The sequence below is a fragment of the Fictibacillus sp. EA-CB0309 genome (assembly GCF_055814265.1).
In genome coordinates, this window is the sequence record NZ_CP169271.1 from 70,597 (window position 1) to 95,192 (window position 24,596).

Below are 24,596 nucleotides of genomic sequence, written 5' to 3' on the forward strand. Positions count from 1 at the left end.
TTTTAATCCAAGATAATGCTGTTCACCTTGCAAGCACAAAAACATCGCTTTTTTTCACGTTTTGTTTCGTCCACCGAAACTTGAAAGAGCCTGGAAAGAACAAAGTCACAAACTCCTGTTGCTAAATGTTCATCTGCAACAGAAATCTCATTATTTTCCCAGAGGTCTCCAATCATGTACATTGCAGGAGTAAACAGGTCTGTAAACAAAACCATTCGATTTTGAACTGGCTGCTGTTTGATGAAACGCAATGCTTCAGCATGATTACCTTCTAAAAACAGCCGAGCCAGTTTTTCCGCTTCAGAAATAGCCATGGTTGGGACCTCTCCTTTATTTAATGCGCTGCTAATTTTCCACTCAGAACATTGTTCGCTTGATTTAAATAGTCAATATAAATACCAATACGGGTATTTTCTTTCGTTTGATTTCGCTGTTCATCTTGCAGGACATCTATAATAAAGTTGAAATTATCCATTAAAAGTTCTGTACTCATCCCGAACTTCTGTAAAATACCATTCAACCAAACGGCGTAATCGATAAAGAAAGCACTGTTGTCCAATTCGTAAGCTGTTTCTAAATGCTTGAAGTGATGGTGATTATCCTCAATACATTTCGCTCTGCCTTTATCACCATATCGTTCAACAAGAGTAGGATCTTTTTCGTAAATTTTCTCAGTTACTCTTTCTACCATAACATTTATGTTAAATTCCGTCATTTGGCAACCACCTTATATTGTTTTACAGTTGGAATGACAGCTGCCAATTCTTTGTCTGGATACTTTTTCTCCAGATCATGAATTTTCTTGAACTCTTCACTTCTTACCCATTTTAAATAATCTTCCTTTGTAGAAAAAATGAGCTGCACGGTAAGTTCACCCGCTCTTTTATCATTTTGCAACAATAAAAATTCTACAAAACCATCTGCTTCATCAACGGATCTGGAGCGGTTTTTATATATGTTGATTACTTCGTCTGCTTTATCATTCGGAACATCAAATGTAGAAAAAACGGTGTACACGAAACATCACCTCTTAGATGTATTTTAACAATACCAATTTTTTATCTCATAAATGATTCAATAACGATTTCTTTTTTCCTGCTAATAAATATGCTAAGCAGCATCTTTTAATTGAACCACCCATACTACAGGAAGAATCATAAGAAGTCGAATTTGAAACTTATTAAAAGCTGTTGTCGCATTCGGTGTTGCTGTTTGAAAGTGGTTGGTTTCCGTTCCAGGTGCTCGCTTTCCACGGGGCAGGCGGTGAGCCACATTCGTACGTTTCACTTTTAAATGTCTCACCAGCCCGTTTCAAGGAAGTATTCTTGCTCCTGCGTCTACTAGCAAATGCTACAGAAGTGAGCTTCCTCGTCGCATGCCTTCCAAGAAGCTTCACAAGTGGTAGGCACACACCTTCCACTACAACCAACTGTTCAAAGAAAACATAAAAATTTAAGAGCAAAAATCCTTTAGAAAAGAGCGTAAAGAAAAACACCGGCAGTAGCACCAGTGTTTAATACAAATCAAACATATTCACTTCATGTTTTGTTTGTTTTAAATAAGTGAACAGCTGTGCTCTGTGATGAAAAGCATGAGTTACAATTTCCACAAGCCACTTTGCCTGTGTTGCGCCTTTTTCTGCATAAAAGGCTTTTGTTTCTTTCTGCAGAAAATCTTCTTCGGAGAGTGATAAAAAGTACGATTTAACTAAATGGTACCCTTCCTCTAGAACATGTGTCAGCTCGGCTACATTTTCAGCGGATAACTTTTTTCCAGCTGGCGTACTTCTTCTTCTGTTTTCTCTTGAAGAATAGCTAGATCTATATGCGGGATCTGAACTAAGTGGTTGGCAAGTTCTAAGAAAGAGCGCATATTTTCAGCTGGACGAAAATCGTACATAGAAGGATCTGCTTTCTTTAATAGTCCATTCGTTGTTCGTACAACAACGTATAGTTCTTCCAATAAAGTCTCAGTTAAGGAAATAGTCGCATTCATTTCTTCTTCCTCCTGCGTATGTATTATCATTTCACCTATTATGTTCTTCAGCTTAACTGTTTTTTCCTTCGAATAATCCTGCAGATATCTCTTTTTTTGCCGTAATATCAGTTAGGGCTTCTGTATTCTCTTCACAGATCAAGAGCATATCATAATAAGAGTGCATAAAAACTTTTACTATAAAAGGGTCATACATTTTCGCAGATTGATTCTCGATCTCCTTTTTGGCTTCCCATGGCGTCATCCCCCTGCGGTAAGCACGGTTGCTTGTCATCGCATCAAAAGAATCGGCAACTGCTAAGATTCGAGAATAGATTGGGATATTATGTCCTGCTAATTGATGAGGATATCCAAGTCCATCGTATCTTTCATGATGATGGAGAATCCCCGTTAGAACTCGTTCAGAATAACCGAATGACTTAGCTAGCAGCATACCGTCAACAGGATGATTCTTCATGATTTCGTATTCTTCTTCTGTAAGCTTTCCGTTTTTCATAAGTACGGCATCAGGTGTTGAGATTTTTCCGATATCATGAATCAGCGCTGTTAATTCCAATTCGTCCAGATCAACATCTTTAAAAGCGCCGTGTTTAGCGAGTATCATAGAATAAAGAGCTACCCTCTTAGAATGCCCCTGGGTATATACGTCCTTCGCTTCAACTGCTAGTGAAAATGCTTTAACGCCTTGCTGAATCGCCTCTTTTTCAGCTACAGATTGATAAACCACTTTCTGAGCCATAAATAGTAGAAGACAAAAGATGATGTAAATCGATATAAAAGCAAGATAGTCACTTAGCGATTCTTTTGCTAGCAGCAAGTACGTCAACAACCCGCCAATACTTGAAACATAGTATAGTTTTTTATCATTCAATAAAAGGGCCGAGACGGGCAAGAAGAAATACGCTGCTTGTACTATGGGGTACGACACAAAGAAATAAGAAAGTGAAACAATATAAACACTGCACAAAATAAAGACTAATTTTGTCCATTGTTCCTGCAATCGATTAATGCCCCATGCTGGGAGATATCCAATGAGAAATAAGAAGAAAAAAGGAAAAAGTGCTCCATTCGTTCTATAAAAAAATGATGGAGAGCCTGAATGAAGGCACTCCCAATAATAAATAGTTGAGCTAGTTTTATATTGCGTATCATGTATGAATCTCCGACTGTCGAATTTTGTAATTAAATGCAATTATATACTAAAGTTACTTTTTATCCTATAGTTTGTTGATATTTACTGCGGTATTGTTGATATATATTTGAACTTGGTTGATAGTCCACAAATCTTTGTTGATTTCGCTCTCATTCATGTTGATAAAATTCAACTCATACAAGCAAAAAAACCGCCTAATGACGGTTTTATTTTACGTAACTTCTAGCTACATGTCTCATTTTTCTATGCTTGTGTCTTTGGCTGCGCATACGTAAGATCACAAGAAAGGCTAGTAATATAAGCAATCCAGAATATAAAAATATGCTCGTCTTCACAATCTTTTGCATGAATGACGAATCTACTTCCTCAACAGCTTCTGTCTCTGCTGCTGCCGGTGCTTCTTTTTTCTTTTCCTTAAAAAGAGTGTGAGTGAGCAGCAAGTTGCCGCTTGAATCCTTCAGTTGCAGTTCACCATCTGAAGTAACGTGCTGAATTGGTTTTTCTCCTATAGGTAATGATACGCTTAAATCGTCTTTGAGCGCATATGATTTTCCGTTTTGCGCTTCAATCTTTGTTCCAGCCGAGAGCGTTTGTCTTTCAAAGTTTGCAAATCCGTAGTCGCCGATCGCCATTGTATCCCAATAAGCAGCGCGGCTTGTTGGGGCTTTTAGCGTGACGATGATCACATCCAAGTTATCACGGGAAACAGCTGTAACGAGAGTATGTTTAGATTCATCCACATATCCATTCTTTACACCGATCGTTCCTGGATAGTCCCACAACAACTGGTGGTGGTTTCGTAAAGTCGTATCCCAGCCTTCACCTACCCAAGGCAGTTCTTTTGTAGAGACGATTTCACGAAAGACATCATTTTTCATCGCATATTGTGTAATCTTCGCCATATCTTCAGCTGTCGTATAATGTTCTACATCAAAAAGACCATTTGGATTAACAAAATGAGTGTTATCTGCTCCTACTTTTTTAGCAAACTCGTTCATTTCGTCTGCAAACGAAGCCACATCACCCGCAACATATTCGGCAATGGCAATCGCTGCGTCGTTGCCTGAGTTGATCAGCAAGCCTTGTACAAGTTTCTTTAGTGACACATGTTCTCCTTCAAGGAGGTATACACGTGTTCCGTCAGCTTTAGCTGCCTCACTGCTAACGATCACGGACTCGTCTAATTTGCCTGATTCTATAGCCAGAATACCTGTAACAATTTTTGTAATACTCGCTGGATACATTTGTTCCGAGCTATTTTTTTGATATAAAATATCCCCTGTTTTCGCATCAATCATTACGGCGCTTTCGCTTTTAATTTCTGGTGTATTTTCACCCGCTGCTTGTACAAACTGAGCCTGCATCAGCATAACAAGTGAAAGAACAAGAAAAAGGCTTATTTTTTTCATTTCTTTCCGCTCCCGTTAGTCATTTAATCTTCATAACTCTTCGTATGATTTTTCTTTTCTTTTATGGTTGAAATCAAAATGAAATACTGAAATTATCGCCATAAAAAAACAGGCGTTTTTATCAATTGATACCGTTCGACAAAATCCGCCTGTTTCCTTATTTATATCGTTCATTTTCACAGTTTTTTTAGTCAAAATGTTTCTTATTTTTCTTACCTCTTAATAAATCTCCAGTCCATCCCTTCATTCTTAACCATAGATAAACACCTAACGTAGATGCAACGATTAGAATCATGGCATACAGATAGCCAAGTTTCCAATCAAGCTCTGGCATGTTCTTAAAGTTCATTCCCCAAATGGCTCCAAACCCCATCGCAGGCGTGAAGATGACTGTAAACACCGTCAGCGTCTTCATGATTTCATTACCACGATGCGAGGAGAGAACCTCTTCTAAGTTTAAAAGGGTGTCGATATCCTGTCTGTAATGAGATAGAAGCGAAGTGGTTCGGTCGATTCTTGTTTCGATCCTCTTATAAGCCTTCGTTTCCGTGATTTCATCGAGAAAAGCTTCTTTTATTGCCATCTGTGTCTCATGAACTGGAAGCGTTAAGTCACTCCAGTTGATCAGTTCGATTCGGCGATCATAAATACTGTTCAACAAAGTGGTATGGTTATTTTGCTGCACATCTCTCTGTAGTTCCTTAAGTTTAAACTCCAATTCGTCTATTCCGTCTAGGAAATGGTTGATCAATTCACCTAACAAAATTAAAAAACCTTCTACCGGCGTCTTTTCTTCTATAATTAAATGATCACATGACTCCCTGTAATCGCCTTCTATAAGAGAAAGATCCAATCCTACCGTGATTAGAGATTGTCTTCTTATATAAAAATGAAAGATTTCGAAGTCAGATTGATTTTCAGGGTCTTGTTTGTACGTTAAAGAACCTCTAACAATCGGCTCGCCATCACTGTCTCTTTCAATGCGCAGATAATTAACTTTTTCCTCTTGAATATTCGTAAGCCAATTCTTACATCCTTTATTGTCCGCTATTAGTTGATGAATGGTATCATTATGGCAATCATGACGGTACCATTTCCAATTATAAACACTTGTCTGCTCCATTTCTTGATCCATCCTTTATTTTATTTATACGACCGTATAGTCTGTTGCGCCTTTTTGTCTTAACCACTTCAGTGAAAACTGCATCATTTCTGGATGGTTTTGTACCTTAGGATTTTTCGTATAAATCCAAATAGATCCTGTTTTTTCCATTGTCATTACCTTTAATAACCCCACAGCAGCGAGCGGTGTCGTCACGCTCTTCTATATAGGAAGAAAGATATTTTTGATACTCAGGAGCGTCTTTACACCATTCCAGTAAACTTTCAAGATCCTCATTTGTGGCGAAAACCGGTTTCACTGCAATCCTCCTCCAATTAGATTTCCCTTTTAAAAACAAGGTAAACCTTAAGTTAGATTCTCTGACTGAGACAAGTAACTCGACAAAATTTCTCGGTCTTTAGGAAAAGATAGAGTAAGGGTGTCTAACTCCTCAAAGGATACCCATCTTATATCGTAAATTAAACCATCGGGGTCTTGAATCACAGGGGATCCACTGATCATTTCAGCTGAAAAGTATTGTACTTTGTAATGGATGCCCTGAGAAATCCCCTCTTTACTATGTAGTTTCTGAATAATCTTCACAACATAACCGGTTTCTTCCCATACTTCACGAATACAGCACGCCTCAAGACTTTCATTTCCTTCCTTTCCGCCAGATGGTACGCTCCACCTTTTCTCCTCTTGAGGTGTTCCTTGCAGCACCATTAACAGCTTCCCCTCATGCACACAAATACAGCTTGCACCTTCCCACTTCATCTAATCTCCCCCTTTTCTCCTTACTTTCTTGAAGCGCAAAAAAAGTCCTGTGCAGCAACACAGGACTTTTCAACAATTATATGACTTTAGACTGATCTGCTACTTTTTGGGTATTTACGATTTTGCGATTACAATGATCCCAAATATATAGCGTCTTGCTGTTTTGTTCTAAAAGTGACAGGGAATCATTCGTGCATTCAACGATTTTCGAATGAGGAATTTCATGTTCCTTCTGTTCTCCTGTCTTCATATCAATATATACGATACGCTCGCTCTTACCAGTGGCCAAGTCTAACTCATAAACAAGCAGGTGGTCGTCGACTTGGTATAGTGCACGAGGAGAGATAGATAATTTATATTCAGTAACGACTTTGTCCTTTTCATTTAACACCATGATCTTCTTAGGATCTCCGTTTAGTACAGGCGCACCGGAAACGTAAACGAGATTCTCATGACATAAAATATCAGTTGGTGCCATGTTGCTTCCAAGGTTGATTCGTTTCTTCTTGCCGTTGCGGATGATATACAGAACCGCTTGATCTTCTTCTACAATATATGAAGAAATGTATAGAACATCTTGGTTCATTTCAACTTCCCACAGGTATCCGTTGACTTTCCACTCTTTAATTAGCTCTGGTCCATTTTTAGAAAAAATTAAAACTGAGCCTTTTGAACCATCACCCTCACAAGCTACAACAACACACGATTCAAATTCATAAAAGTTAGGTTGTCCCTTAACGATTTGTGATTTTAAGCAGCCGTTCTTATAGTCAAAAATGAAGAGCTTATGATCCTTAGACTGATCTTCTACCTTTTTGGAGAACCAGTAATTTTTCTGTTTGTCCATGAATACTTCGGAGTAGGTAAAAGCACCTTCCTCATTTCTTACTACACTTCCGGCCTGTTCAGGATCATGTGAGACGTACAGCGATTGACTCTTCTCTGCAGCTCTTGATGATAATTTATACATTTTGGCCATAGTACTCTCTCCCTTCCTATTTGACGCCGGCCCCATGCTGACATAGGATTTATGTAAAACGTTTTTTCAAAATTATCAATTTCTAGCAAAAACTTTGTATTTTCTGTTATATTTATCTTATCAAACATTCCGTTTATTCTGTATTGGGAAAAATGGTAGGATAGATACTTGTTTATTGGGGGTCTTGCATGACAATTTTCCCAAGTTCTGAAAGGGGGATTTTATGGTCGGTCAACGAATAAGATATTATAGGAAAACCAAAGGCCTAACCCAAGAAGAGCTGGCACAGGGAATTTGCTCTGTCTCATACTTGAGTAAAATTGAGAAAGGGGACGCCAAATCAAGCGAAGAAGTCATTAACATGCTTTGTGAACGTCTAGGTATTTCGCTGGAAGAAGTGGATGAGAGTAAGATTCTCGAGATGCTTAACGAGTGGAATATGATGATGGTAAATAGGCAGTTTGATGAGGCAATAAATTTTTTCCCAAAAGTTGAAAGTAAAATTGACCATGTTACTCATCCTGAAATAATGATTACTTTTAACCTATATTTAGCAAAGTATTATATGGTCAAAGATTCACCCGATTTAGAAAAAGCAAACTTAGCTTTAGAAAAAGTAAAAAAAGTTTTTGACCAACTAACTCCAGATCAAAAATTTAATTATTTTTTACTACAAGGCATGCACTATAATTATAGTGAAAAATACAATGACGCGCTTCAATTTTTAAAATTGGCTGAAGGGAGTTAAGTAAAAGTTTAAATATTATAGAAACTGAGATAGCTATATTATATTACTTATTAGCACTTACCTATAATTTTTTAATGAGAATAAACTCCGTTACTACCTATGCATTTAAAGCTATTTCAATTTTTGATAAAGAATATAACTACAGTCGAAGTGCAGACTGCCAGGTATTATTAGCTATTAGTTATAGACGAGCTAAAAATTATGATTTAGCAGAATACCATCTAAATAATGCTCTTAAGTACTCCAAATCATTTAAAGATGAATTTATGAGTGGTGTCATTTATCATAATTTAGGATATGTTACATCATGTAAAAACGAACACCTTAAAGCAATAGATTACTTTAAAAAAAGTCTCGATTATCGAAATAGTCAAACCAAGAAACGAAAAGCATTAACATTATTCTTACTTGCTACTGAATACTTAAAACTAAAAGATTATAAACGAGCAGAGGAATATGTGGAAGAAGGATATCAATACTCTAATAATGATTTAGAAGTATTTTATCATCTAAGAGTCCTTCAATATCAAATAAATGGTAATTATGATGCGGAGTTCGAATCGTTAATTAGTAAAGACGTAATTAGTTTTTTTGAAAATAGAAGTAATTGGGAATACGTAGCAAAATATTCAGAACTGTTAGCTGATGTTTATTTTGACCAATCATTATATAAAAAAGCTAGCACATATTATCGAATAGCAAATAACGCAAGGAAAAATATTGTTTAATTCTAGGAGGAAAAAAATGAAGAAACTGGTGGTTCTTACACTTGCACTAGGTTTAGTTCTCACATCAAACGTGAGTTCATCATTAACTTTTGACGATTCACCCAAAATTAACAAGGTTCAATCAGCATTTGATGATTCACCTACTATTAGAAAGTCTTCTAGATTAGCCTTTGATGATTCTCCAACTATTAGAAGTAATTCTAGTTTAGCATTTGATGATAGTCCTACAATTAGAAGTTCTAGGTATATAAATTCTCTTTAAAAATAACTAATAAGAAAACCCCAGTTTATTGACTGGGGTTTTCTTACGCACTTATAACTACCTTCGTCCCAATAGGCACTAATTTAGATAATTCTAATACATGGTTATTTTGCATGCGTACACACCCTTTGGATACATTTTTACCTATGGATGATGGGTTATCTGTGCCGTGTATGCCATAGTGAGGCCTTGAAAGCCCCATCCACATCACTCCAAACGGTCCGCCTGGATTAGGCGCTTTATTGATAATGGTATATGTTCCAGTCGGTGTAGGTGTCAGCATTTTCCCCACTCCAATGGGATAGCGTTTGATTACTTTCCCATCTTTTACGAGGGCGAGTCTTTTTCTTGCTGTTGAAATATAAATCTCATAAGGCATCGTCATACCTCCCGCTTTAGCTTATGCAGGACAAGTAAGAAATGCCTCTTATTTCGTTATCATGAAACACTGTTCACTATGTGATGCAGGTATTCTTCCGGTGGCCTCTAGAAAGCTTTCTGCAGTTGTTAACCCTACATGCTTGAACGTCTTCTGCAGTGTTTTTTGTTTTTCTATTTTCCCTTCAGGCAATTCGTTCAAAAATCCCTCAAAGCTTCCAAACTTCTTAACTAGTTCGTTTACCCTTTTCGCATTTTCAATCGTCGCTTCTATCTTTTTTCTATGCCTTACGATTCCAGCGTCTGCTAGCAATCGCTCTATATCTTTTTCACCAAACTGCATGACCTTTTCAACGTCAAACCCTGCGAATGCTTTTCGAAAATTCTCCCGCTTGTGAAGAATCGTTTTCCAGCTTAACCCGGATTGAAACAATTCAAGCGTTAAGCACTCGAACAGCTTATTGTCTCCAACAACAATTTTACCCCACTCGTTATCATGGTATTGCTGCAGCATCTCACTCTCTTCACTCCACTTGCATCGATTCATTGAACATACTCCCTTATAAAAAATAAAAAGCACAGCAGGGCTGCACTTTTTTATTGAGTCGCCCGCATTTCAGAAAACGGGTAAATGACTACTTCTGAACGTCCTTCAATTGAATTTATTTCAATTAGTCCTAATCCGTTTCGCGAATCCATACTGTTTAGGCGATTATCACCCATTACGAACGCTTTGCCTTTTGGTACTTTTAGCGGACCAAAATCTTCGGTCAAGTACACGCCTAGATTTTTCGCTTCCGACTTGTTTTCCTGAAGGTACGATTCTTTTACTTTTTTATCGTTTACGTAAAGGTCGTCACTCTTCATTTGAATGATATCTCCTTCAACTCCGATTATTCGCTTCACGTAACGTTTATCGTCACCTTTAATAATAACGATATCTCCCTTTTGCGGTTCAGAAAAGGCGTAAACAATTTTATTAACGTATAGCTTTTCCTGATCATGTAAAGTAGGTGACATGGAAGCTCCTTCTACCATATACGGAGCAAAGAAATAGGCTTTTGTAATAAAAACAAAGACTAATGCAAACCCAATGGCTTTAAACCAACTGATCCATTCACTTTTTTGCTTCGTTTCTTTTTCCTGTTCTATCATATCTTTATTCACCTCGGCGACACGATTTCAATTTTTATTCGATCTGGATCTTCAAAGAATAAAGCGTAATGACTTTCTCCCCCTGCAAAAGGGAACTTGTCTTCATATAAAAAGGAAATATTTTTCTTCTTCAATTGTACACGAAGGTGCTCTATTTGCGCACGTGATTTAGCCCAAAAGGCCAGGTGATTAAGTCCTGAACGCTTCCGATGAAAAGGGATTTCTTTATAATGATCCTCTGTTTGTGTGAAGACAAGATAGGCCGATCCGTTTTTGTAACTAAATCCTTTTTCCCATTGCTGAAAGAGAGCAAAATTCAATTCTGGCATCAGCCAATCATAAAACGCTCTCGTCTCTCCCAAATTCTGAACATTTATTTCTATATGATGAAATCCTTCTGGGGTTGTCATATCTTCTTTCTCCTAATAATTATTTTGCTTTGGTTCAAATCATAGATTGTGTATAAGGTTTCTTTTACGCTGCCTATCCTTTATTTCCTGCAAAAAGTTTATTATTTTTTACTGTTTTGTTTGATAGTGTTTACATACCCCTAATAATTTGTTGTTGGGGTGGTAATCCTCTTTTATAATAATTCATAACAACACAAGGGTGGTAATATCTTGAAAACTCTTTTTGCTTATTTTACCGATATTCATGGAAATATAGATGCATTACAAGCAGTGGTTGATGATGCTGTTCGAAATGGTGTAAATCGCTTTATTTGTGGGGGCGATATGATAGGGATTGGTCCTTTTACGAACGAAGTGTTAGAGCTTTTGTTTAACCTTCCCTCTATCGATATGGTTACAGGTAATCATGACGAGGCGATTCTTGCATTAAAGTTTGGTCTTTCTCATCCAGAAAACCACACTCATGCAAAGAACCATCATCAATGGGTTGCAAATCATCTTCAAGATACATACGCTCACAAACTGCGTAAACTTCCTCGTGAATTGGAATTTGAGCTGGAGGATATTCGGTTTCTTATTACCCATTACCCCTTTAAAAAAGGAAAAAGGAATCTCCCATTTCTGAAGATCCCTTTATGCCAATTATTAGCGAACCCGACACTAAATCCATGCAAGCACTCTTTGGTCACCCGCTTCCCTATGACTTTATAGGATTTGGGCACCATCATATCGTTCATGATTTTAAAATAGATCAAACACATGTTGTGAATCCTGGGGCTTTAGGATGTAATGCGCAAGCTGAAGCTCGTTACGCACTTGTTTGTGTAGAAAATCAAATGATTTCTGTAGCGTTTAACTCTGTTCCTTACGACCGTACAAATTTATTTAAAGCTTATCGAGAGCTTCATGTTCCGGATGGTCCGTTCTTAATAAAAGCTTTTCACAGTTAAATGTCTACCCATTTAGTTATTTTTACACTTTTGGAAGTGGTTGATCTCCGTTTCAGCTGCTCGCTTTCCGGGGGCGTACGGTGAGCCACGTCGACGTTTTGCACCCTTATGTGTCTCACCTGTCTAGTTACAGTGGCTAGCCCCTCGAGGTCAAAAGTTAGTGCGCCTTCATAGCCCATCCTTCTTTTGCTTGTCGGAGCTGAACGAGGCACTTCACTTTTCCGACTGTCCCGCTCATCCCACAGGAGTCTCCCAACTTTCACTCCAATCAAATTTAACAATTATGTCTTTGGTAGAGGACTAATCTATTTTGTTTGATTCCATTCTTCTAATGTCATCATTTTAAATTCTTCTTTAAAATCCAATCTTAACGGAGCAATCAACTCAATGCTATTACCATCTGGATCTTTAAAATAAATTGCTGCGTGAGCTTGTGGGTTATTAGGTAATACTAGTGGTTGTTTTTCGGGTGGATATCCAAAATTAGTGGAGACGTCTATATCCCTTTCTTCTAACCATCTCTTAATGCTTAGCATATTATCTCTATCAATTTGAAAAGCAATATGTCTTAACGATGGATGGTAAGGAGTTTTAACCTTCTCTGTTTCCCATAAGCCCAACCAACTTCTTCCTTTCTCAATCCAGAAAAACACTAAATTTTCTTGTTGATAGGCTATTTCTAAATCTAATTTCTTATAAAACTCAATAGACTTCATAAGATTACTGACAGGTAAATGTGCTTCATATAGTCCTTTAATCATTGGGTTGCTCCTTCTTAACTGTATCAAAATATGTTCTTCTATTCATTTCTTTAGGATAATAACTAGACTGTTGAGGGTTTTGCCGTCTGTATAAATTCAATTTCTTCACCATCTGGCCCTTCATAAAAGACAGTTCTCCAACCGTTCGGAAGGTTATAAGGTCCATCTGTTGGAAAGATTCCCGCCGCTTGAGTTAGTTCTTTTATTTTCTCCGTAACAGAGGTCACGCTAAAAGCGATATGGCTGCATGAAGCATGATTATCCGCATTAGGTATTAATTCAAGCTGAAACCCCTCTCCTATTAAAAAGACTAGCTCTGTATCGTTCCAGATGATACTTTCTTTCTCTTGAACGGGTAGAATCTTATCGTAAAATTCACTAGACCTTTTCATATCACTTACAAAGAGGCCGATATGATGCAGCATCATGATTTCCTTCTTTACAAGATTAGATTCATGTCGCCAAACTCGTGCCAGAGATAGCGTTGATGAATCGCATCGTTATAAGCGTTATATAGTTTTTCACAATCCACAAAAGCCGATAGCAGCTGAAGATGACTCGCTTCCGGTTCATGCATGCCAGTAATCAAACCATCACACACTTGGAGTTTCGTATTTTTAGTTATATATAGATTGGTCCAGCCGCTTGCTGCCTGCAACATCTCTTTTTCGAGGGCGACAGTTTCCAAAGTCCTTACAACCGTTGTACCGACTGCGATGATTCTGCCGCCTGCACGCTTCGTTTCTAAAATAAGCTCAGCCGTTTCTTTTGGCACTTCATAGTTTTCAAAGTTCGTATCAGGTCCTTTATGCCACTTGTCATCAAGCAGGTAACTAAGTCCTGTGTGAAGGGTAATATAAGCAATCTTCACTCCCTTTTTTGCAGACGGAACATTAGCTCCCAGCTGAACGCCCGACCCGCAGAAGGCATTTCAACGGAACCTGGTATTGTGGCAAAAACCGTTTGATAGTAGTCTAGATTCCAAGGTTCCTGAATGTACTCGTATCTTACCGGCTCTCCTAAATCATAAATCTGGTTAAAAAGAGAGGAGCAGCATAGATTAAAAGCTAGTGATACAAAAGGTGTATCGTCGGTTTGCTCAATAATAGTTGCTGTTAATGTCGGCGAAAAACGAATCACGTCATCTTTCTTCACGTTACCGCTAACCGGCAGCGCTACCCATATGGAATCATTTTTTCTGTGAGCAAGCCTGATCTCAACCTCTGTTCCGTCCAGTTCTTTCTTGCTTTTTAAAACCGCTGGAACGGTGCGGCTTGCGTTAAGTACAAGCAGGTCCCCTTTTTTCAAAAAACGATCCAGCTGATAAAACTGCGTGTGATTGGTTTGGCCTGTTGTTTTGTCGAGCACCATCATTTTTACATAATCTCTGCGCAATCCACGTCTTTCTGGTGGCTGCTTTGCATTTAGTTCATCCGGAAGTTCAAACTTCATGGCTGATTCCATTAAAATTCACTCCCTCTAATTGAAAGGACTGTGCTTCGAAACGCTTTCCTGTAATATGAGAGGATGCGTCAGATGCTAAGTAGCCGAATACTGCTGTTATGTCCTCTGGTTTCGCAAGCTCGTAATCACAATCTGGTACGGCAAGCTCATGCATATCTGTATCCATTTCACCAGGGTCAACCATGTTGACACGAACACCTGACTCGCTAACTTCCTCTGCCCATGTTTCTGTAAGTCCTTCAAGTGCAAATTTCGAGATGCCATAAGCACCCCACCCTGCATATCCTGTTGACCCAGCTTCTGATGTGATGTTAATGATGCTTCCTTGCTGTTTTTGAAGCATGAGTGGAATCACTCTTCTTGTTACTAAAAATGGACCGATCGTGTTTACGCGGAGAACTTCTTCAAAATCTTGTTCCGGGTAATCGAGTAAGTATGGCATAGGGCTAGGTCCTAGGATTGAAGCGTTGTTGATCAAGACTTCTAATTTGCCGAAGTACTCTTCAGTTAGTGCAACAAACCGCTCCACATCTTTTGCTTTTGACATATCTGCACGTATCGCTAAAACATCCGCCCCCAGCTTTTCGGCTTCTTTTTTTGTATTTTCAATTGCCTCTTCGTTTCTTGAACAGATCGCTAAGTCATAACCTTCACGTGCAAAATATAGTGTAAGGGCTTTCCCTAATCCTTTTGATGCTCCTGTAATCATGGCTACTTTTTTCATGTATGTTCCTCCTCGAGATTGTTTTTATTTTTTATCATATACTTTTTATACATTTATGTTTACTAAGTATGTTTATTATAGTTTTAAGCCTTTTGATTCGTCAATGTCTTTGTTTTACAAATCTTTCGACAAATTTCCCGGAAAATAAAAAAACCTCTGCCTCAGCAAAGGTTTATTTCAGTCGAAATGATGCACCATCTATTATTTCTACGTCTGATCTTTCCTTTATTTCTCTCATAAGTTGAAAAAGTGCTAAATCCTTTTTCTTTGATTCAATCATGCAGTGAATCTCGTTAACGCTGCCTTTAACTTCTTTTAAGAAGTCAAAAAACATTTCTGCATCGACAAAGTCTGCATGATTTCTAAATTGCTTCTCACTCTTTGGACTGGAGATATGCATTTTTAACGGAAGCGGTGATCGTTTCCACGTATCAACTACACGCGGCCAGTGCTGTATCCAGTTTTCATCATGGTGAAATGCCAAATGATGATGGTAATCAAATACGAGTGGAATTTGAAGCTTTTCACAAAGATACAGTGCGTCTGCCATCGTAAAAGACGTGTCATCATTCTCAAGCATAATCATTTTCTGGATTGGTAAAGGGACACTTCCCCAGTTCTGCACAAACCGTTCAAGGGCGACATCTGTTTCTTTATAATTTCCACCTACATGCATAACGCACCGATGTTCTGTGTCGATATCCATATTTTTTAAAAGTTTATAGTGAAGCTGTAATGTTTTGAGAGAGTTTTTTAAAATCTCTATTTTCGGAGAATTGATCAGCACAAAATGGTCGGGATGAAAATCTAGTCTCATGTTATGTTGTTTTGCGTATTGTCCCATTTCATGAAGTGCATCTGTTAATGGACTGATATAATCCCAATCTAGCAGTTCTTGATGATTCGCCAGCGGAATGATGCGGGATGTCATCCGGTAAAACGTAATATCATTTGCCACCGCATGCTTTAGAACTCTGAGCGTATTGGTTATATTGGCAAGCGATATGCGCTCTAGTTTCCTTAATCCCGCTTCTCTATTTTGCAGCTGGCTGAATTGTTTATATGTCATCGTTTTTGATGGAGATGCATTTTGCAGTTCCATGCTCATCGCTACGAATCCAAGTTTAATAATGGTCATCTGTCACACCTCGTTTTCATCGTTAACAGTATGACCCTATTGATACGGAGTCTAACCAAACCCACCTAACAAAAAACCACCCAAATGCCTCTTTTCGGCACTTGGATGGTCTTATCCACAACGTTTAAGCTGCTTTCTCAGCCTGCTTTTTCTTTTTACGTTTAAAGAGATTTCCGATGTTAGCGAGCATCTCATAGATTACCGGCACCACAACGAGTGTAAGTAGGGTTGATACTGATAGACCGCCGATTACAACGATCGCCAAGCTCTTTGATACAAGACTGCCGCTTTCTTCGCCAAACATCAATGGAAGCATTGCGCATATTGTTGCAACAGCTGTCATTAAGATTGGGCGCAATCGGGTAGATCCCGCTTCTAAAATAGATTCCCTTACACTTAATCCTTTTTCACGCTGCTGCTGAACGCGGTCGATGAACACGATCGCATTGGTTACAACGATACCGATCAGCATAAGTGCACCTATTAGTGAGGAAATGTCTACTGGGATGCGTGTAATAACAAGCGCTAAAACTGCACCGACTGCTGCGAACGGAAGTGAGAATAGGATCGCAAATGGTGCGCGCGCCTGGCCAAATGTGATAACCATGATTAAGTAAACGATCAAAATGGCAGCACCCATCGTTAAGAATAGATCCATAAACTGTTCGTTCATCTCTTCACCTACTCCGCCTAAAGCAACGGAAACACCAGCTGGTTTATCGATGTCTTTTAGAATCGATGCAACATCCGCATTTACTTTCTTCACGTTTTTATCTGTGATGATTCCCGTAACTTGCAAATATTCTTTGCCGTCTTTACGGAAAATTTGTGATTTTGCAGGTTGAAGCTTTAAGTCTGCTACATCTTTTAATAGCAATGGTCCTTTTACAGGCGAAAGAATCGTCGTTTTCAATAGATCATCACGATTTTTTACGTTACTTAAATCGTAACTCATCATTACCGGAAGTTTGATATCATCTATTGTAATCTGTCCAACCGGACTCTTTCCTGTTAATCCTCTGACTTGCTGTGCAACTTCAGCTGGTGTTAAGCCTGATGCCTGCGCTTTACTTTGATCTACATTTAAGATCCACTCATTCTTCAAGTCTTCATTGTTAGATTGAACATTTTCAAGACCTTTTACGTCCTTAAGTTTCGCCGTAAGTTTTTCAGCCATTGGGGCAAGATCAGCTTGTTTTTCAGCTGTAATGTTCAAGGTAATAGCATCTGAGCTTCCACCCATCATACTTGCCATACCCGCTGAAATGGTAGCTGGCGCATACTCTTTCTCTAATGCTTTAATTTCTTCTACAAACTTTTCTGTGTCTGCTCCTTTTTTCATCTTGGCAACAAGTCTTGCAATATTGTTCCCTTGAGCTGCTCCCCATTGTGCCATTTCACTTGAAACCCCAACCTGTGAGTAGCTTGCCGTCACATCATTAGAGTTATTAATATATTCTTCTAGTTTATATGTGCCTGATTTAACAGTATCCAGTGAAGTGTCTTCTGGATATTCAATGCTAACGTTCACCATACTCTCATCAGAAGATGCCATTGAACCTGCAGGCATCACAGCATAAAGTGCGATAGATCCTGCGAAAAGCAAAACACAAATTCCGCTTACGATCCATTTATGGTTCAGTGACCAATTCAAGATTTTTAAGTAGCGTCTTGGCGGTTTTGAGGTATGTTCTTTAACGTTTTTGAGCATTTTGTAACTCATTAAAGGTACAACTGTCAGAGCTACGAGTAAAGATGCTAAAAGAGAATACACCATCGTCAATGCGAACGGCAGGAAGAACACACCAAGTGCGCCTTCAACTAAACCGACTGGCAGGAACACAGCAATCGTTGTAATTGTTGAGGAGGTGATTGCTTTCGCTACTTCTCTTACAGAATCTACAATTAATTCTTTAGATCGTTCACCCGTTTGTAACCGACGGAAAATATTCTCGATTACTACGATACTATCATCTACTAATCGTCCGACTGCAACCGCTAGACCACCAAGCGTTAATACGTTCAGTGTGATGCCTGATTGGTGCAGCAAAAAGAGCGTTAAACAAATAGAAAGCGGAATACTGATAACAGCAATGACGGTTGACTTAAAGTGACGAAGGAAAAGCAAGATGACAACGGATGCAAAAAGTGCTCCTAATGCTACTTCTTTTGCCATGCTCATCACAGAATCGTATACAGAATCTGAAGTTGCGTAAAAAACATTCAGTTTAAACGAATCTCCGTATTGCTTATTGATTTCTTTCATTTTTTCACGGACATCATCGCCGATTTGAACGGCGTTTGCGCTTGCTTCTTTCGTAACGGACATATACATAGCGTCTTTTCCGTCAACATGTGTAAAGGACTCTAAGCGTTGTTCATCTTTTAATTCTGCCACATCTCTTAATAAAACACCTGGAGCAACGGCGATGTTTTTCCATGCTTCCAAGTCTTTCATCTCACCCACTACTCGGAGCGTGTTCGTTTTATCTTCAAGCGTTACATCTCCCGCGGGAAGTGAAACATCTTTTCCTTGAAGTGCAGCCATGATTTGTGGCGCGGCTACTTTTTTCTCAAGAAGCTTAGTGCTATCGAGTTGCAGAGTTATTTCACGAGTAGCTTTTCCGTATAACGCTACATCGGAAACCCCTTCAACACTTTCAAGCTGTGGAATGACTTCCTCTTCAATCAGCTTATAATCTTGGGTTGTAAATGCACCGTCTTTATTAAGCGTTAGATCCATGATCGGAATCATGGACGTATTCAATTGAATTACGTAAGGTTTGTTAACCCCTTCTGGCAGTGGGAAGTTGTTTGTCTTTCGCTCTACCTCTGCAGCAGCTTCTTTCATATCCGAATCCATATCAAACGTTAGATCGATCTTTGAAATTCCTTGCCCAGATACAGATGTAATCGTATCAACACCTTTTATATGGCGAAGGTCTTGTTCCATCGGTTCTGTAATGGTATCAGTCATCGTTTCTGAACCCATTCCATCTGCTAAAGTTGTGACGGTAACCATCGGATTATCAATGCTCGGCAAAAACTCCATCGGTAAGCGCTGTCCTGCATACACCCCTAATGCAGAAATCAACAAACACATAATCACGATGGCTGAGCGGTTTTTCAAAGAAAACCAGGTCAGTTTCAACATTTCCTTCCTCCATCCCCTGCTGCCTTTATTAGTAAATAAGGCCTGCGTTTAATTATAATACTTGGATATTGTAGTACGTCCTATAAGGAAAAACAAGTAACATTTATAAAAATTTACCAAATATACAAAACTAGAAGATTTCCTACAAAAAACTGCCCTCAACGTCGAGGACAGTTCATCAATACTATTTAAGCTGGTTGATTTCCGTTACAGGTGCTTCGCTTTCCGCGGGGCAAGCGGTGAGCCACATTCGTACGTTTCACTCTTAAGTGTCTCACCTGCCCGCCTGTCCTAGCCTAGAGTCTCACACCTTCCACTCCAATCACCCTATCAATGATGAGAAGGAACACAATTAGCTTTGAGCTACAATCTTTAGTTAAGGGCTCCAGACACTAAATTTACGGCAGATATCTTTTAGCTCCTACATAAGCATCTTTCCAATATTTCGTATTAAGAGACTGAATCCGTACCCCTTTAGAAGTGGCAGCAATAAACTCTTTGTTCCCCAAATAGATCCCTACAAAAGAAACGCTTTTTCCGTCCGTTTTAAAGAAAACAAGATCTCCTAGTTTTTCACTTCCTTTTGCAACAGCTTTCCCGCCTTTGTATTGTTCAGCTGATGTGCGCGGCAAGTTCTTGTTTACCACGGTTGTTTTATAGATATATTTTGTAAAACCAGATGCATCAAACCCTTTTGGTGTCGTTCCTCCCCATTTAAAAGGAATTCCTTTATAGAGTTTAGCAGTCTCTGTTACTTCTTGGTCATAGGATGGAGATGCTTTAGCTGCTGATACACCGCCTAAGATCAACATGGTTGCGAGCCCTAATGAAACAAATGCTACTAAAATACGTTTCATGTTTAACATCCTCTCTAAAATTCACTCTTACACTCTATTAGTCGATGGGCTGAGAGGCAAAGTTACTAACTTTCCAAAAGAAAAAGACTGCAAATTGCAGCCTTTTTCGACAATCTATTGGTAATGATAAAAGTTGGTTCCGGTTACTCCTTCAATCGGTTTATTCAAATGATAGGGACCTATTGTATCTAGTTTTGTATTATTAAATTTCACAGAATCGTATCCGTAACTTTCAGCCGTTAGTAGAATTGCATCAATCATCATGACATCCTCAGTATTGTCAGCAGAGAGCTTAATCGTATCTGGAAAAGTAATCTCAACATAATCCTCGTTGATCTCTTTTACTCCAAAAGTAATGTCCTTAGGCAAAAGCGGTTTAAGTCCGCGCTCTTGATCATCATCCATCATTTCAAGAGCGTCTTCAAACTCCTTTGGCATTGTATCCGCATTTTGACCTGTTGAGAACAGACTAACGATAAAAGCATCACTTGATGGTGCATCGTAACCGTAGTGAGGAGCTCCAGGAACGGTTAGATCCCACTTTGTAACAGGACCAAAGCGCGGGAATTCATAACCCGGCTGCCCATTTGTTCTAAATTCCACCTTTGCTTTTTGCCCTTCGTTTGCGAATGTCATTGAAATTAATGCCTGTAACAATGGCTCTTCTGCTTCATTTACCGATCCTGGCGGAAAATCAACAATGATTGTTTCTTCTTCTTCTGTTATTTTAGCTTTTATTAAAGGACTATCCACTAAGCCAGCATCACTTGGGTTGAACGTTTGAAGCTGATCGTTCACCTTATTCAAATAATAATCCTTGTCTGCCATAAAGCTCACGGGTATAACAAGCTGTGCCTGCTCATCGAGATAACCTATCGTTACCCAATCTTTATTGGATAATTCAATGTCTTTTTTCAATAGGGGAGCGTGATAGGCAACAGCTGTTTCTGATTTCATGATACCTACAGTATTTTTATCATTACCTTCAGCAGAGTCATAAGCTGATTTTGCTTCCATATCACCATCATGTTGTGCCATTTTGGAATTCTCCATCTTTTGTCCGCCATTCTTCATTAGATCCGGTACAAAGATGCCAAATAGTACGAGTGCACATGCTGTTGCAAGTGCAGGAAGACTCCACGTGGGTAGTTTTTTCCTTTTTGCTGTTTATATTCAATCTTTGCCTGAACCTTAAGAAAGAGCTCTTGCTTGGATTGGCGATCTTTTATAGGGGGCATATACTTAAGATGCTGTTCAATGTTTTCATCGTTCCACTTAATTGGTTCCATCTTTCAATTCCTCCTCCAGGCCCGGTTGCTGATCCAGCCATTTGCGCAATTCTTTTATAGCCCGGTGCTGGGTGGTCTTCACTTTACTTTCGGTCCAACTTAAAATTTGCGCAGTTTCTGAGATCGATAATGACTGAATGTACCGAAGTACAAGCACTTGTTGCTGATCCAGTGAACAGCATTTCATCATTTTGTATAAATCTCGATAAGACTCTTTCTTTGCAACTAACTCTTCTGGAAGGGGATCCTGATCTCGCAGTACACTCTCGCTCTCTTTAATATCAAAGAATAGAAATCGTTTATTGCGTCTTGATTGTTTTCTCAGCCAGTCAATGGCCACGTGCCTGGCAATAGAATACAACCATGTTTTTTCTGAACTCTTGCCTTCAAAACTTTCATATGCGTTTAATACCCGGATATAAACTTCTTGTACAAGATCTTCTGCCGATTCACGGTTTCGTACCATATAAAAAAGAAATTGAAATAGCGCTGTATGATACTCGTCGTACAACCGGTCAAACGTTTCTTTCACTTCAGATGGCCCCCTGTCTCTATGTAATTATGTAGTCGTATTTACTCATAAAAAGTTACATTACAAACGTGTTACTACTAAGTCTACTCCTATTTTGCGTATCTCGATAGGACCAATTTGTCGATAATTACCAACAAAAGAGGTTCTGCTTAGACAAAACCAGCCAGTCATTAACTTATTTCGTTTTATTAACTTAGTAGGTTCAGATAGATCGGGGTCCAATTATAAAGAACTGATGCTAAGACCAATAATTTGAAAGATTTCTTCAATAATTTGACCGAATATGAAATTATTTTCCTGAATTATGACTATAATTTAGCCAGTTTAACTCATTTATTGACATTTTGGTTTATATCGCCACATTATAATCAGTACTACTCCTTTTTAAGAACAATAAAAGGCACCAAGAAAATCTGGTGCCTTGATATTATTTATTTTTTACATAGCTTAAAAACATTTCTTCAATGGTATCCCAGGCGTTGCGATACTGTTCTTCTTCACCTAAAAACGAATAGTGAAGAACATTACCATCTCGTACCGCCCAAAAGATGCGTGAAATATTTTGAGGGTCTAATTTTTCATTGATCTCTCCAGCTTCCTGGCCCTCAACGATAATTTTCACGATGTAATCAATGAATCTATTGTATCTTTCCGCAAGAATGGACTTTAGATCGTCTTGCCTTGATCCATAGAGCCAGAATTCAATGTAAACTCGCATCGTCTGCTGATCATCTTCTTTTAACTCTTGCTTTTTAAAACGTTTAAACAAATTAGCAAGTTTCGCGTTAGCACTTGTAAGAGAAGCGTTCTCTTGTTCCATATCTTCAAAGAAACGATCTGTACGCTGCTTTAATAGCTGCAGATAGATCTCCTCTTTGCTGGCAAAATAGTTATAGATTGCACCTTTGCTAATGTTTGAGTCTTTTACAATATCATCAATAATCGTAGCTTGATACCCTTTTTCACCGAAGCATTTTAAGGCGCTCTCAAGGATCTGATTGCGTTTCTCTTCTTTATACTGAGCTGAAACTTTAGGCATGATGCTTCCTCCATTTATGACACGTCTTCCTAGATAAGTATAACAGAGTTTTCAGTCTATTTCGGAAAAAATTTTCACACCCTGTGTATCACTCTTTACTATTATAGGGCGTTCCATATGCACTTGTTCAACTAAAGTAGTGAATCCAAATTCTGTTAACAAAGCGTTTAATGCGTTATCTTTTTTCGGTATGTTCATGGTGATTCTTTTAACTGCTGCATCTAATGGAGCGAATGCATTTTGAACAAGGGAAGCAACGATTTCTTGTTCGTTTAGATGATGTGAGTCCGTTTCGCACTGATAAAGTACGATTCCTGCAAGCTCTCCAGTCTCTTTATATCCCTTTTTATAAACCACGTAACCTAACGGAGTATCATTCTTGATCGCCAGCAAACATGTAAAATCTTTTAAACTTGGAAACTGCGTCTGCCAGGCTGTAACAGGCTTATAAAAAGATAGCGCTTGGATCTCCTGCATGCTTACCTCTCTTACGGGTATATCTGTACTTCTTTCTTTTAGGCTTGAAAATGAACCTTCATGTTGCAGAAAGGTTAGTTCTTCAAAAATTTGATAGCCCATCTTCTTATATAGCTTAATCGCTGCTTCATTTTGTTTAATGGCTTCAAGCCTCGCTATATCCACATTTTCTTCTTCATATATATTTAGGCATACAGTGATTAACTTTTTGCCAATACCCATTCCTCTAAAATCAGGAGCGATCGCTGTGCCGCCGTTCCACACATAACGTTTACCATTAATCGTTCGGAAGCTGTTGAGCACGAACCCTGCAAGTTTACCATCGTAAACCGCTACAACCGATTTTTCTAAGGAAATGCCTTCTCCCGCTATCTTCTGCAAAAAACGATTAAGATCCATCGTCATATCGGAAAAATAATGTTTCCATGATTCATTCCATAACGAGATGGCTTCATTGAAAGATAACTCACTAAACCGTTTGATGACTAACACTGTGATCACTCCTTGAATATAAATTTCAAAAACGACTGGTCGTTTTATTAAATTTTATTAAAAAACTTCAAAAATGACCAACAGATTCGTTCGACAAAACTTTGATCCCCTAGTTAACTTTTATGTGTTCTTATATTTATTACACGTTCGCTCAAACTCACCCTGTTTCACGCACAGCACGAAAGAAAAGGAAAATACATCATGCCCAAATAAAAAAACTGATCAAAAGGACGTTGTGTACCTCTTGAATCAGCTTTTTCTGTTCAGTATGATGGATTTTCTTCAAACAGCATCTTGAAATGTTCATAATACTCTTCTATTTTTTGTTCTTCTTGTTTGATATAGTCATTCAATTGTTGTTCTGATGATAATTGCAATGCTTTTTCACCAAATTCAGTCAGATCATCTAATACTCCTGATGTCTTCTTTCCTATTTCTACATCTTCTTTTAATAGTTGCGCTACCTCGGTTAACTTATTAATCTGATCTTCACTTACATTCTCGTTTCGATGAATTTCTTCTAACATGGAGTAAATAATCTGTGCTCTCTCTTTCGTCTGTGTTTTCATAAAATCACTCCTCTCTTAATCGAATACCCCTCCTATCATTTTATAAACTGTTTT

The 24,596-nt window shown here is 38.5% G+C and carries 32 protein-coding genes and 2 pseudogenes; 5 read left to right on the top strand and 29 right to left on the bottom strand.

Translation table 11 applies throughout. From position 1 onward, the window contains the following. Positions 1-2: 2 nt before the first annotated feature. From ACEWFH_RS00465 to ACEWFH_RS00520, 12 genes and pseudogenes are all read right to left on the bottom strand, one after another. A complete protein-coding gene (locus ACEWFH_RS00465) occupies positions 3-314 on the bottom strand; it encodes a B12-binding domain-containing protein (protein WP_473725745.1) in 312 nt (103 codons plus the stop codon). Positions 315-334: 20 nt separating this feature from the next. Next, positions 335-715 carry a hypothetical protein gene (locus tag ACEWFH_RS00470; RefSeq protein WP_473725746.1) on the bottom strand — a complete coding sequence of 127 codons (381 nt, stop codon included), beginning with the start codon at positions 713-715 and terminating at the stop codon, positions 335-337. Continuing rightward, positions 712-1,017, bottom strand: a complete 306-nt coding sequence (locus tag ACEWFH_RS00475) for an antibiotic biosynthesis monooxygenase family protein (RefSeq protein ID WP_473725747.1) — start codon at positions 1,015-1,017, stop codon at positions 712-714. Before ACEWFH_RS00475 ends, ACEWFH_RS00470 begins: the two co-directional genes overlap by 4 nt. Before the next feature lie 93 nt (positions 1,018-1,110). Then, positions 1,111-1,287: a hypothetical protein gene (locus tag ACEWFH_RS00480; RefSeq protein WP_473725748.1), complete on the bottom strand. Its 177-nt coding sequence runs from the start codon at positions 1,285-1,287 to the stop codon at positions 1,111-1,113. Between the two features lie 226 nt (positions 1,288-1,513). Continuing rightward, a pseudogene (locus ACEWFH_RS00485) lies at positions 1,514-1,768 on the bottom strand (DinB family protein); the annotation flags it as partial. After that, entirely contained in the window at positions 1,747-1,995 is a 249-nt protein-coding gene (locus ACEWFH_RS00490) for a hypothetical protein (protein WP_473725749.1), read from the bottom strand. The pseudogene ACEWFH_RS00485 and the gene ACEWFH_RS00490, both read right to left, overlap by 22 nt. 52 nt (positions 1,996-2,047) lie before the next feature. Beyond that, positions 2,048-2,995 carry an HD-GYP domain-containing protein gene (locus tag ACEWFH_RS00495; protein WP_473725750.1) on the bottom strand — a complete coding sequence of 316 codons (948 nt, stop codon included), beginning with the start codon at positions 2,993-2,995 and terminating at the stop codon, positions 2,048-2,050. 359 nt (positions 2,996-3,354) lie between these two features. Then, a complete protein-coding gene (locus ACEWFH_RS00500; RefSeq protein ID WP_473725751.1) occupies positions 3,355-4,557 on the bottom strand; it encodes a D-alanyl-D-alanine carboxypeptidase family protein in 1,203 nt (400 codons plus the stop codon). Between the two features lie 187 nt (positions 4,558-4,744). Next, positions 4,745-5,680 carry a magnesium transporter CorA family protein gene (locus ACEWFH_RS00505; RefSeq protein WP_473725752.1) on the bottom strand — a complete coding sequence of 312 codons (936 nt, stop codon included), beginning with the start codon at positions 5,678-5,680 and terminating at the stop codon, positions 4,745-4,747. A gap of 24 nt (positions 5,681-5,704) precedes the next feature. Then, positions 5,705-5,836, bottom strand: coding sequence for a hypothetical protein (locus ACEWFH_RS00510; RefSeq protein ID WP_473725753.1), 132 nt, complete (start codon positions 5,834-5,836; stop codon positions 5,705-5,707). 189 nt (positions 5,837-6,025) lie between these two features. After that, entirely contained in the window at positions 6,026-6,436 is a 411-nt protein-coding gene (locus tag ACEWFH_RS00515; protein ID WP_473725754.1) for an NUDIX hydrolase, read from the bottom strand. A gap of 76 nt (positions 6,437-6,512) precedes the next feature. Continuing rightward, positions 6,513-7,415: a hypothetical protein gene (locus ACEWFH_RS00520; protein ID WP_473725755.1), complete on the bottom strand. Its 903-nt coding sequence runs from the start codon at positions 7,413-7,415 to the stop codon at positions 6,513-6,515. 223 nt (positions 7,416-7,638) lie between these two features. Between ACEWFH_RS00520 and ACEWFH_RS00525 the strand changes: the two genes are divergently transcribed. The 3 genes from ACEWFH_RS00525 to ACEWFH_RS00535 all read left to right on the top strand — a co-directional run bounded on the left by ACEWFH_RS00525 (position 7,639) and on the right by ACEWFH_RS00535 (position 9,153). Then, the gene (locus ACEWFH_RS00525) at positions 7,639-8,163 is read left to right on the top strand and encodes a helix-turn-helix domain-containing protein (protein WP_473725756.1); all 525 of its coding nucleotides are present in this window, start codon (positions 7,639-7,641) and stop codon (positions 8,161-8,163) included. 266 nt (positions 8,164-8,429) lie between these two features. Further along, positions 8,430-8,891 (top strand): tetratricopeptide repeat protein, encoded by a 462-nt coding sequence (locus ACEWFH_RS00530; RefSeq protein ID WP_473725757.1) that lies wholly within the window; start codon positions 8,430-8,432, stop codon positions 8,889-8,891. Between the two features lie 16 nt (positions 8,892-8,907). After that, on the top strand, positions 8,908-9,153 hold the full coding sequence (locus ACEWFH_RS00535) for a hypothetical protein (RefSeq protein WP_473725758.1): 246 nt from the start codon (positions 8,908-8,910) through the stop codon (positions 9,151-9,153). 43 nt (positions 9,154-9,196) lie between these two features. On the opposite strand, the gene ACEWFH_RS00540 is transcribed toward ACEWFH_RS00535, so the two are convergent. The 4 genes from ACEWFH_RS00540 to ACEWFH_RS00555 are packed head-to-tail and all read right to left on the bottom strand — an operon-like array spanning position 9,197 to position 11,096. Continuing rightward, positions 9,197-9,532, bottom strand: coding sequence for a L,D-transpeptidase (locus ACEWFH_RS00540; RefSeq protein ID WP_473725759.1), 336 nt, complete (start codon positions 9,530-9,532; stop codon positions 9,197-9,199). 48 nt (positions 9,533-9,580) lie between these two features. Next, positions 9,581-10,078 (bottom strand): DNA-3-methyladenine glycosylase I, encoded by a 498-nt coding sequence (locus tag ACEWFH_RS00545; RefSeq protein WP_473725760.1) that lies wholly within the window; start codon positions 10,076-10,078, stop codon positions 9,581-9,583. 50 nt (positions 10,079-10,128) lie between these two features. Further along, on the bottom strand, positions 10,129-10,686 hold the full coding sequence (lepB, locus tag ACEWFH_RS00550; protein ID WP_473725761.1) for a signal peptidase I: 558 nt from the start codon (positions 10,684-10,686) through the stop codon (positions 10,129-10,131). Between the two features lie 8 nt (positions 10,687-10,694). Then, positions 10,695-11,096: a VOC family protein gene (locus tag ACEWFH_RS00555; RefSeq protein WP_473725762.1), complete on the bottom strand. Its 402-nt coding sequence runs from the start codon at positions 11,094-11,096 to the stop codon at positions 10,695-10,697. A 210-nt stretch (positions 11,097-11,306) separates the two neighbouring features. On the opposite strand from ACEWFH_RS00555, the gene ACEWFH_RS00560 reads away from it, so the two are divergent. Both ACEWFH_RS00560 and ACEWFH_RS00565 read left to right on the top strand, forming a co-directional pair. After that, the gene (locus ACEWFH_RS00560) at positions 11,307-11,807 is read left to right on the top strand and encodes a metallophosphoesterase family protein (protein WP_473725763.1); all 501 of its coding nucleotides are present in this window, start codon (positions 11,307-11,309) and stop codon (positions 11,805-11,807) included. After that, positions 11,765-12,046, top strand: coding sequence for a metallophosphoesterase family protein (locus ACEWFH_RS00565; protein ID WP_473725764.1), 282 nt, complete (start codon positions 11,765-11,767; stop codon positions 12,044-12,046). Before ACEWFH_RS00560 ends, ACEWFH_RS00565 begins: the two co-directional genes overlap by 43 nt. A gap of 305 nt (positions 12,047-12,351) precedes the next feature. On the opposite strand, the gene ACEWFH_RS00570 is transcribed toward ACEWFH_RS00565, so the two are convergent. The 13 genes and pseudogenes from ACEWFH_RS00570 to ACEWFH_RS00630 form a co-directional block, all read right to left on the bottom strand. After that, entirely contained in the window at positions 12,352-12,807 is a 456-nt protein-coding gene (locus ACEWFH_RS00570) for a VOC family protein (RefSeq protein WP_473725765.1), read from the bottom strand. Between the two features lie 62 nt (positions 12,808-12,869). Then, the gene (locus tag ACEWFH_RS00575; protein WP_473725766.1) at positions 12,870-13,235 is read right to left on the bottom strand and encodes a VOC family protein; all 366 of its coding nucleotides are present in this window, start codon (positions 13,233-13,235) and stop codon (positions 12,870-12,872) included. Positions 13,236-13,246: 11 nt separating this feature from the next. Then, a pseudogene (locus tag ACEWFH_RS00580) lies at positions 13,247-14,271 on the bottom strand (S-adenosylmethionine:tRNA ribosyltransferase-isomerase). Then, entirely contained in the window at positions 14,249-14,995 is a 747-nt protein-coding gene (locus ACEWFH_RS00585; RefSeq protein ID WP_473725767.1) for an SDR family NAD(P)-dependent oxidoreductase, read from the bottom strand. The pseudogene ACEWFH_RS00580 and the gene ACEWFH_RS00585 overlap by 23 nt, the downstream one beginning before the upstream one ends. 172 nt (positions 14,996-15,167) lie before the next feature. Continuing rightward, a complete protein-coding gene (gene uvsE, locus ACEWFH_RS00590) occupies positions 15,168-16,133 on the bottom strand; it encodes a UV DNA damage repair endonuclease UvsE (protein ID WP_473725768.1) in 966 nt (321 codons plus the stop codon). Positions 16,134-16,257: 124 nt separating this feature from the next. After that, on the bottom strand, positions 16,258-19,287 hold the full coding sequence (locus ACEWFH_RS00595; protein WP_473725769.1) for an efflux RND transporter permease subunit: 3,030 nt from the start codon (positions 19,285-19,287) through the stop codon (positions 16,258-16,260). A 398-nt stretch (positions 19,288-19,685) separates the two neighbouring features. Continuing rightward, positions 19,686-20,144 (bottom strand): C40 family peptidase, encoded by a 459-nt coding sequence (locus tag ACEWFH_RS00600; RefSeq protein ID WP_473725770.1) that lies wholly within the window; start codon positions 20,142-20,144, stop codon positions 19,686-19,688. A gap of 114 nt (positions 20,145-20,258) precedes the next feature. Then, positions 20,259-21,182 (bottom strand): hypothetical protein, encoded by a 924-nt coding sequence (locus ACEWFH_RS00605; RefSeq protein WP_473725771.1) that lies wholly within the window; start codon positions 21,180-21,182, stop codon positions 20,259-20,261. Between the two features lie 35 nt (positions 21,183-21,217). After that, positions 21,218-21,433 (bottom strand): hypothetical protein, encoded by a 216-nt coding sequence (locus ACEWFH_RS00610; RefSeq protein ID WP_473725772.1) that lies wholly within the window; start codon positions 21,431-21,433, stop codon positions 21,218-21,220. Continuing rightward, positions 21,420-21,965 carry an RNA polymerase sigma factor SigX gene (locus ACEWFH_RS00615; RefSeq protein WP_473725773.1) on the bottom strand — a complete coding sequence of 182 codons (546 nt, stop codon included), beginning with the start codon at positions 21,963-21,965 and terminating at the stop codon, positions 21,420-21,422. The genes ACEWFH_RS00610 and ACEWFH_RS00615 overlap by 14 nt, the downstream gene beginning before the upstream one ends. A 427-nt stretch (positions 21,966-22,392) precedes the next feature. Further along, on the bottom strand, positions 22,393-23,004 hold the full coding sequence (locus ACEWFH_RS00620) for a TetR/AcrR family transcriptional regulator (RefSeq protein WP_473725774.1): 612 nt from the start codon (positions 23,002-23,004) through the stop codon (positions 22,393-22,395). Positions 23,005-23,055: 51 nt separating this feature from the next. Next, complete coding sequence (locus tag ACEWFH_RS00625) at positions 23,056-23,973, bottom strand: GNAT family N-acetyltransferase (RefSeq protein ID WP_473725775.1); 918 nt, start codon at positions 23,971-23,973, stop codon at positions 23,056-23,058. A 263-nt stretch (positions 23,974-24,236) separates the two neighbouring features. Then, on the bottom strand, positions 24,237-24,542 hold the full coding sequence (locus ACEWFH_RS00630; RefSeq protein WP_473725776.1) for a hypothetical protein: 306 nt from the start codon (positions 24,540-24,542) through the stop codon (positions 24,237-24,239). Between the last annotated feature and the right edge of the window lie 54 nt (positions 24,543-24,596).

Bases quoted from the DNA above. Each gene is read 5' to 3' on its own strand.
- ACEWFH_RS00465 (WP_473725745.1), bottom strand. From the start codon at position 314: ATGGCTATTTCTGAAGCGGAAAAACTGGCTCGGCTGTTTTTAGAAGGT.
- ACEWFH_RS00470 (WP_473725746.1), bottom strand. From the start codon at position 715: ATGACGGAATTTAACATAAATGTTATGGTAGAAAGAGTAACTGAGAAA.
- ACEWFH_RS00490 (WP_473725749.1), bottom strand. From the start codon at position 1,995: ATGAATGCGACTATTTCCTTAACTGAGACTTTATTGGAAGAACTATAC.
- ACEWFH_RS00500 (WP_473725751.1), bottom strand. From the start codon at position 4,557: ATGAAAAAAATAAGCCTTTTTCTTGTTCTTTCACTTGTTATGCTGATG.
- ACEWFH_RS00505 (WP_473725752.1), bottom strand. From the start codon at position 5,680: ATGGAGCAGACAAGTGTTTATAATTGGAAATGGTACCGTCATGATTGC.
- ACEWFH_RS00510 (WP_473725753.1), bottom strand. From the start codon at position 5,836: ATGACAATGGAAAAAACAGGATCTATTTGGATTTATACGAAAAATCCT.
- ACEWFH_RS00515 (WP_473725754.1), bottom strand. From the start codon at position 6,436: ATGAAGTGGGAAGGTGCAAGCTGTATTTGTGTGCATGAGGGGAAGCTG.
- ACEWFH_RS00520 (WP_473725755.1), bottom strand. From the start codon at position 7,415: ATGGCCAAAATGTATAAATTATCATCAAGAGCTGCAGAGAAGAGTCAA.
- ACEWFH_RS00525 (WP_473725756.1), top strand. From the start codon at position 7,639: ATGGTCGGTCAACGAATAAGATATTATAGGAAAACCAAAGGCCTAACC.
- ACEWFH_RS00530 (WP_473725757.1), top strand. From the start codon at position 8,430: ATGAGTGGTGTCATTTATCATAATTTAGGATATGTTACATCATGTAAA.
- ACEWFH_RS00535 (WP_473725758.1), top strand. From the start codon at position 8,908: ATGAAGAAACTGGTGGTTCTTACACTTGCACTAGGTTTAGTTCTCACA.
- ACEWFH_RS00540 (WP_473725759.1), bottom strand. From the start codon at position 9,532: ATGCCTTATGAGATTTATATTTCAACAGCAAGAAAAAGACTCGCCCTC.
- ACEWFH_RS00545 (WP_473725760.1), bottom strand. From the start codon at position 10,078: ATGAATCGATGCAAGTGGAGTGAAGAGAGTGAGATGCTGCAGCAATAC.
- lepB (WP_473725761.1), bottom strand. From the start codon at position 10,686: ATGATAGAACAGGAAAAAGAAACGAAGCAAAAAAGTGAATGGATCAGT.
- ACEWFH_RS00555 (WP_473725762.1), bottom strand. From the start codon at position 11,096: ATGACAACCCCAGAAGGATTTCATCATATAGAAATAAATGTTCAGAAT.
- ACEWFH_RS00565 (WP_473725764.1), top strand. From the start codon at position 11,765: ATGCAAGCACTCTTTGGTCACCCGCTTCCCTATGACTTTATAGGATTT.
- ACEWFH_RS00570 (WP_473725765.1), bottom strand. From the start codon at position 12,807: ATGATTAAAGGACTATATGAAGCACATTTACCTGTCAGTAATCTTATG.
- ACEWFH_RS00575 (WP_473725766.1), bottom strand. From the start codon at position 13,235: ATGATGCTGCATCATATCGGCCTCTTTGTAAGTGATATGAAAAGGTCT.
- ACEWFH_RS00585 (WP_473725767.1), bottom strand. From the start codon at position 14,995: ATGAAAAAAGTAGCCATGATTACAGGAGCATCAAAAGGATTAGGGAAA.
- uvsE (WP_473725768.1), bottom strand. From the start codon at position 16,133: ATGACCATTATTAAACTTGGATTCGTAGCGATGAGCATGGAACTGCAA.
- ACEWFH_RS00595 (WP_473725769.1), bottom strand. From the start codon at position 19,287: ATGTTGAAACTGACCTGGTTTTCTTTGAAAAACCGCTCAGCCATCGTG.
- ACEWFH_RS00600 (WP_473725770.1), bottom strand. From the start codon at position 20,144: ATGAAACGTATTTTAGTAGCATTTGTTTCATTAGGGCTCGCAACCATG.
- ACEWFH_RS00605 (WP_473725771.1), bottom strand. From the start codon at position 21,182: ATGGCACAACATGATGGTGATATGGAAGCAAAATCAGCTTATGACTCT.
- ACEWFH_RS00610 (WP_473725772.1), bottom strand. From the start codon at position 21,433: ATGGAACCAATTAAGTGGAACGATGAAAACATTGAACAGCATCTTAAG.
- ACEWFH_RS00620 (WP_473725774.1), bottom strand. From the start codon at position 23,004: ATGCCTAAAGTTTCAGCTCAGTATAAAGAAGAGAAACGCAATCAGATC.
- ACEWFH_RS00630 (WP_473725776.1), bottom strand. From the start codon at position 24,542: ATGAAAACACAGACGAAAGAGAGAGCACAGATTATTTACTCCATGTTA.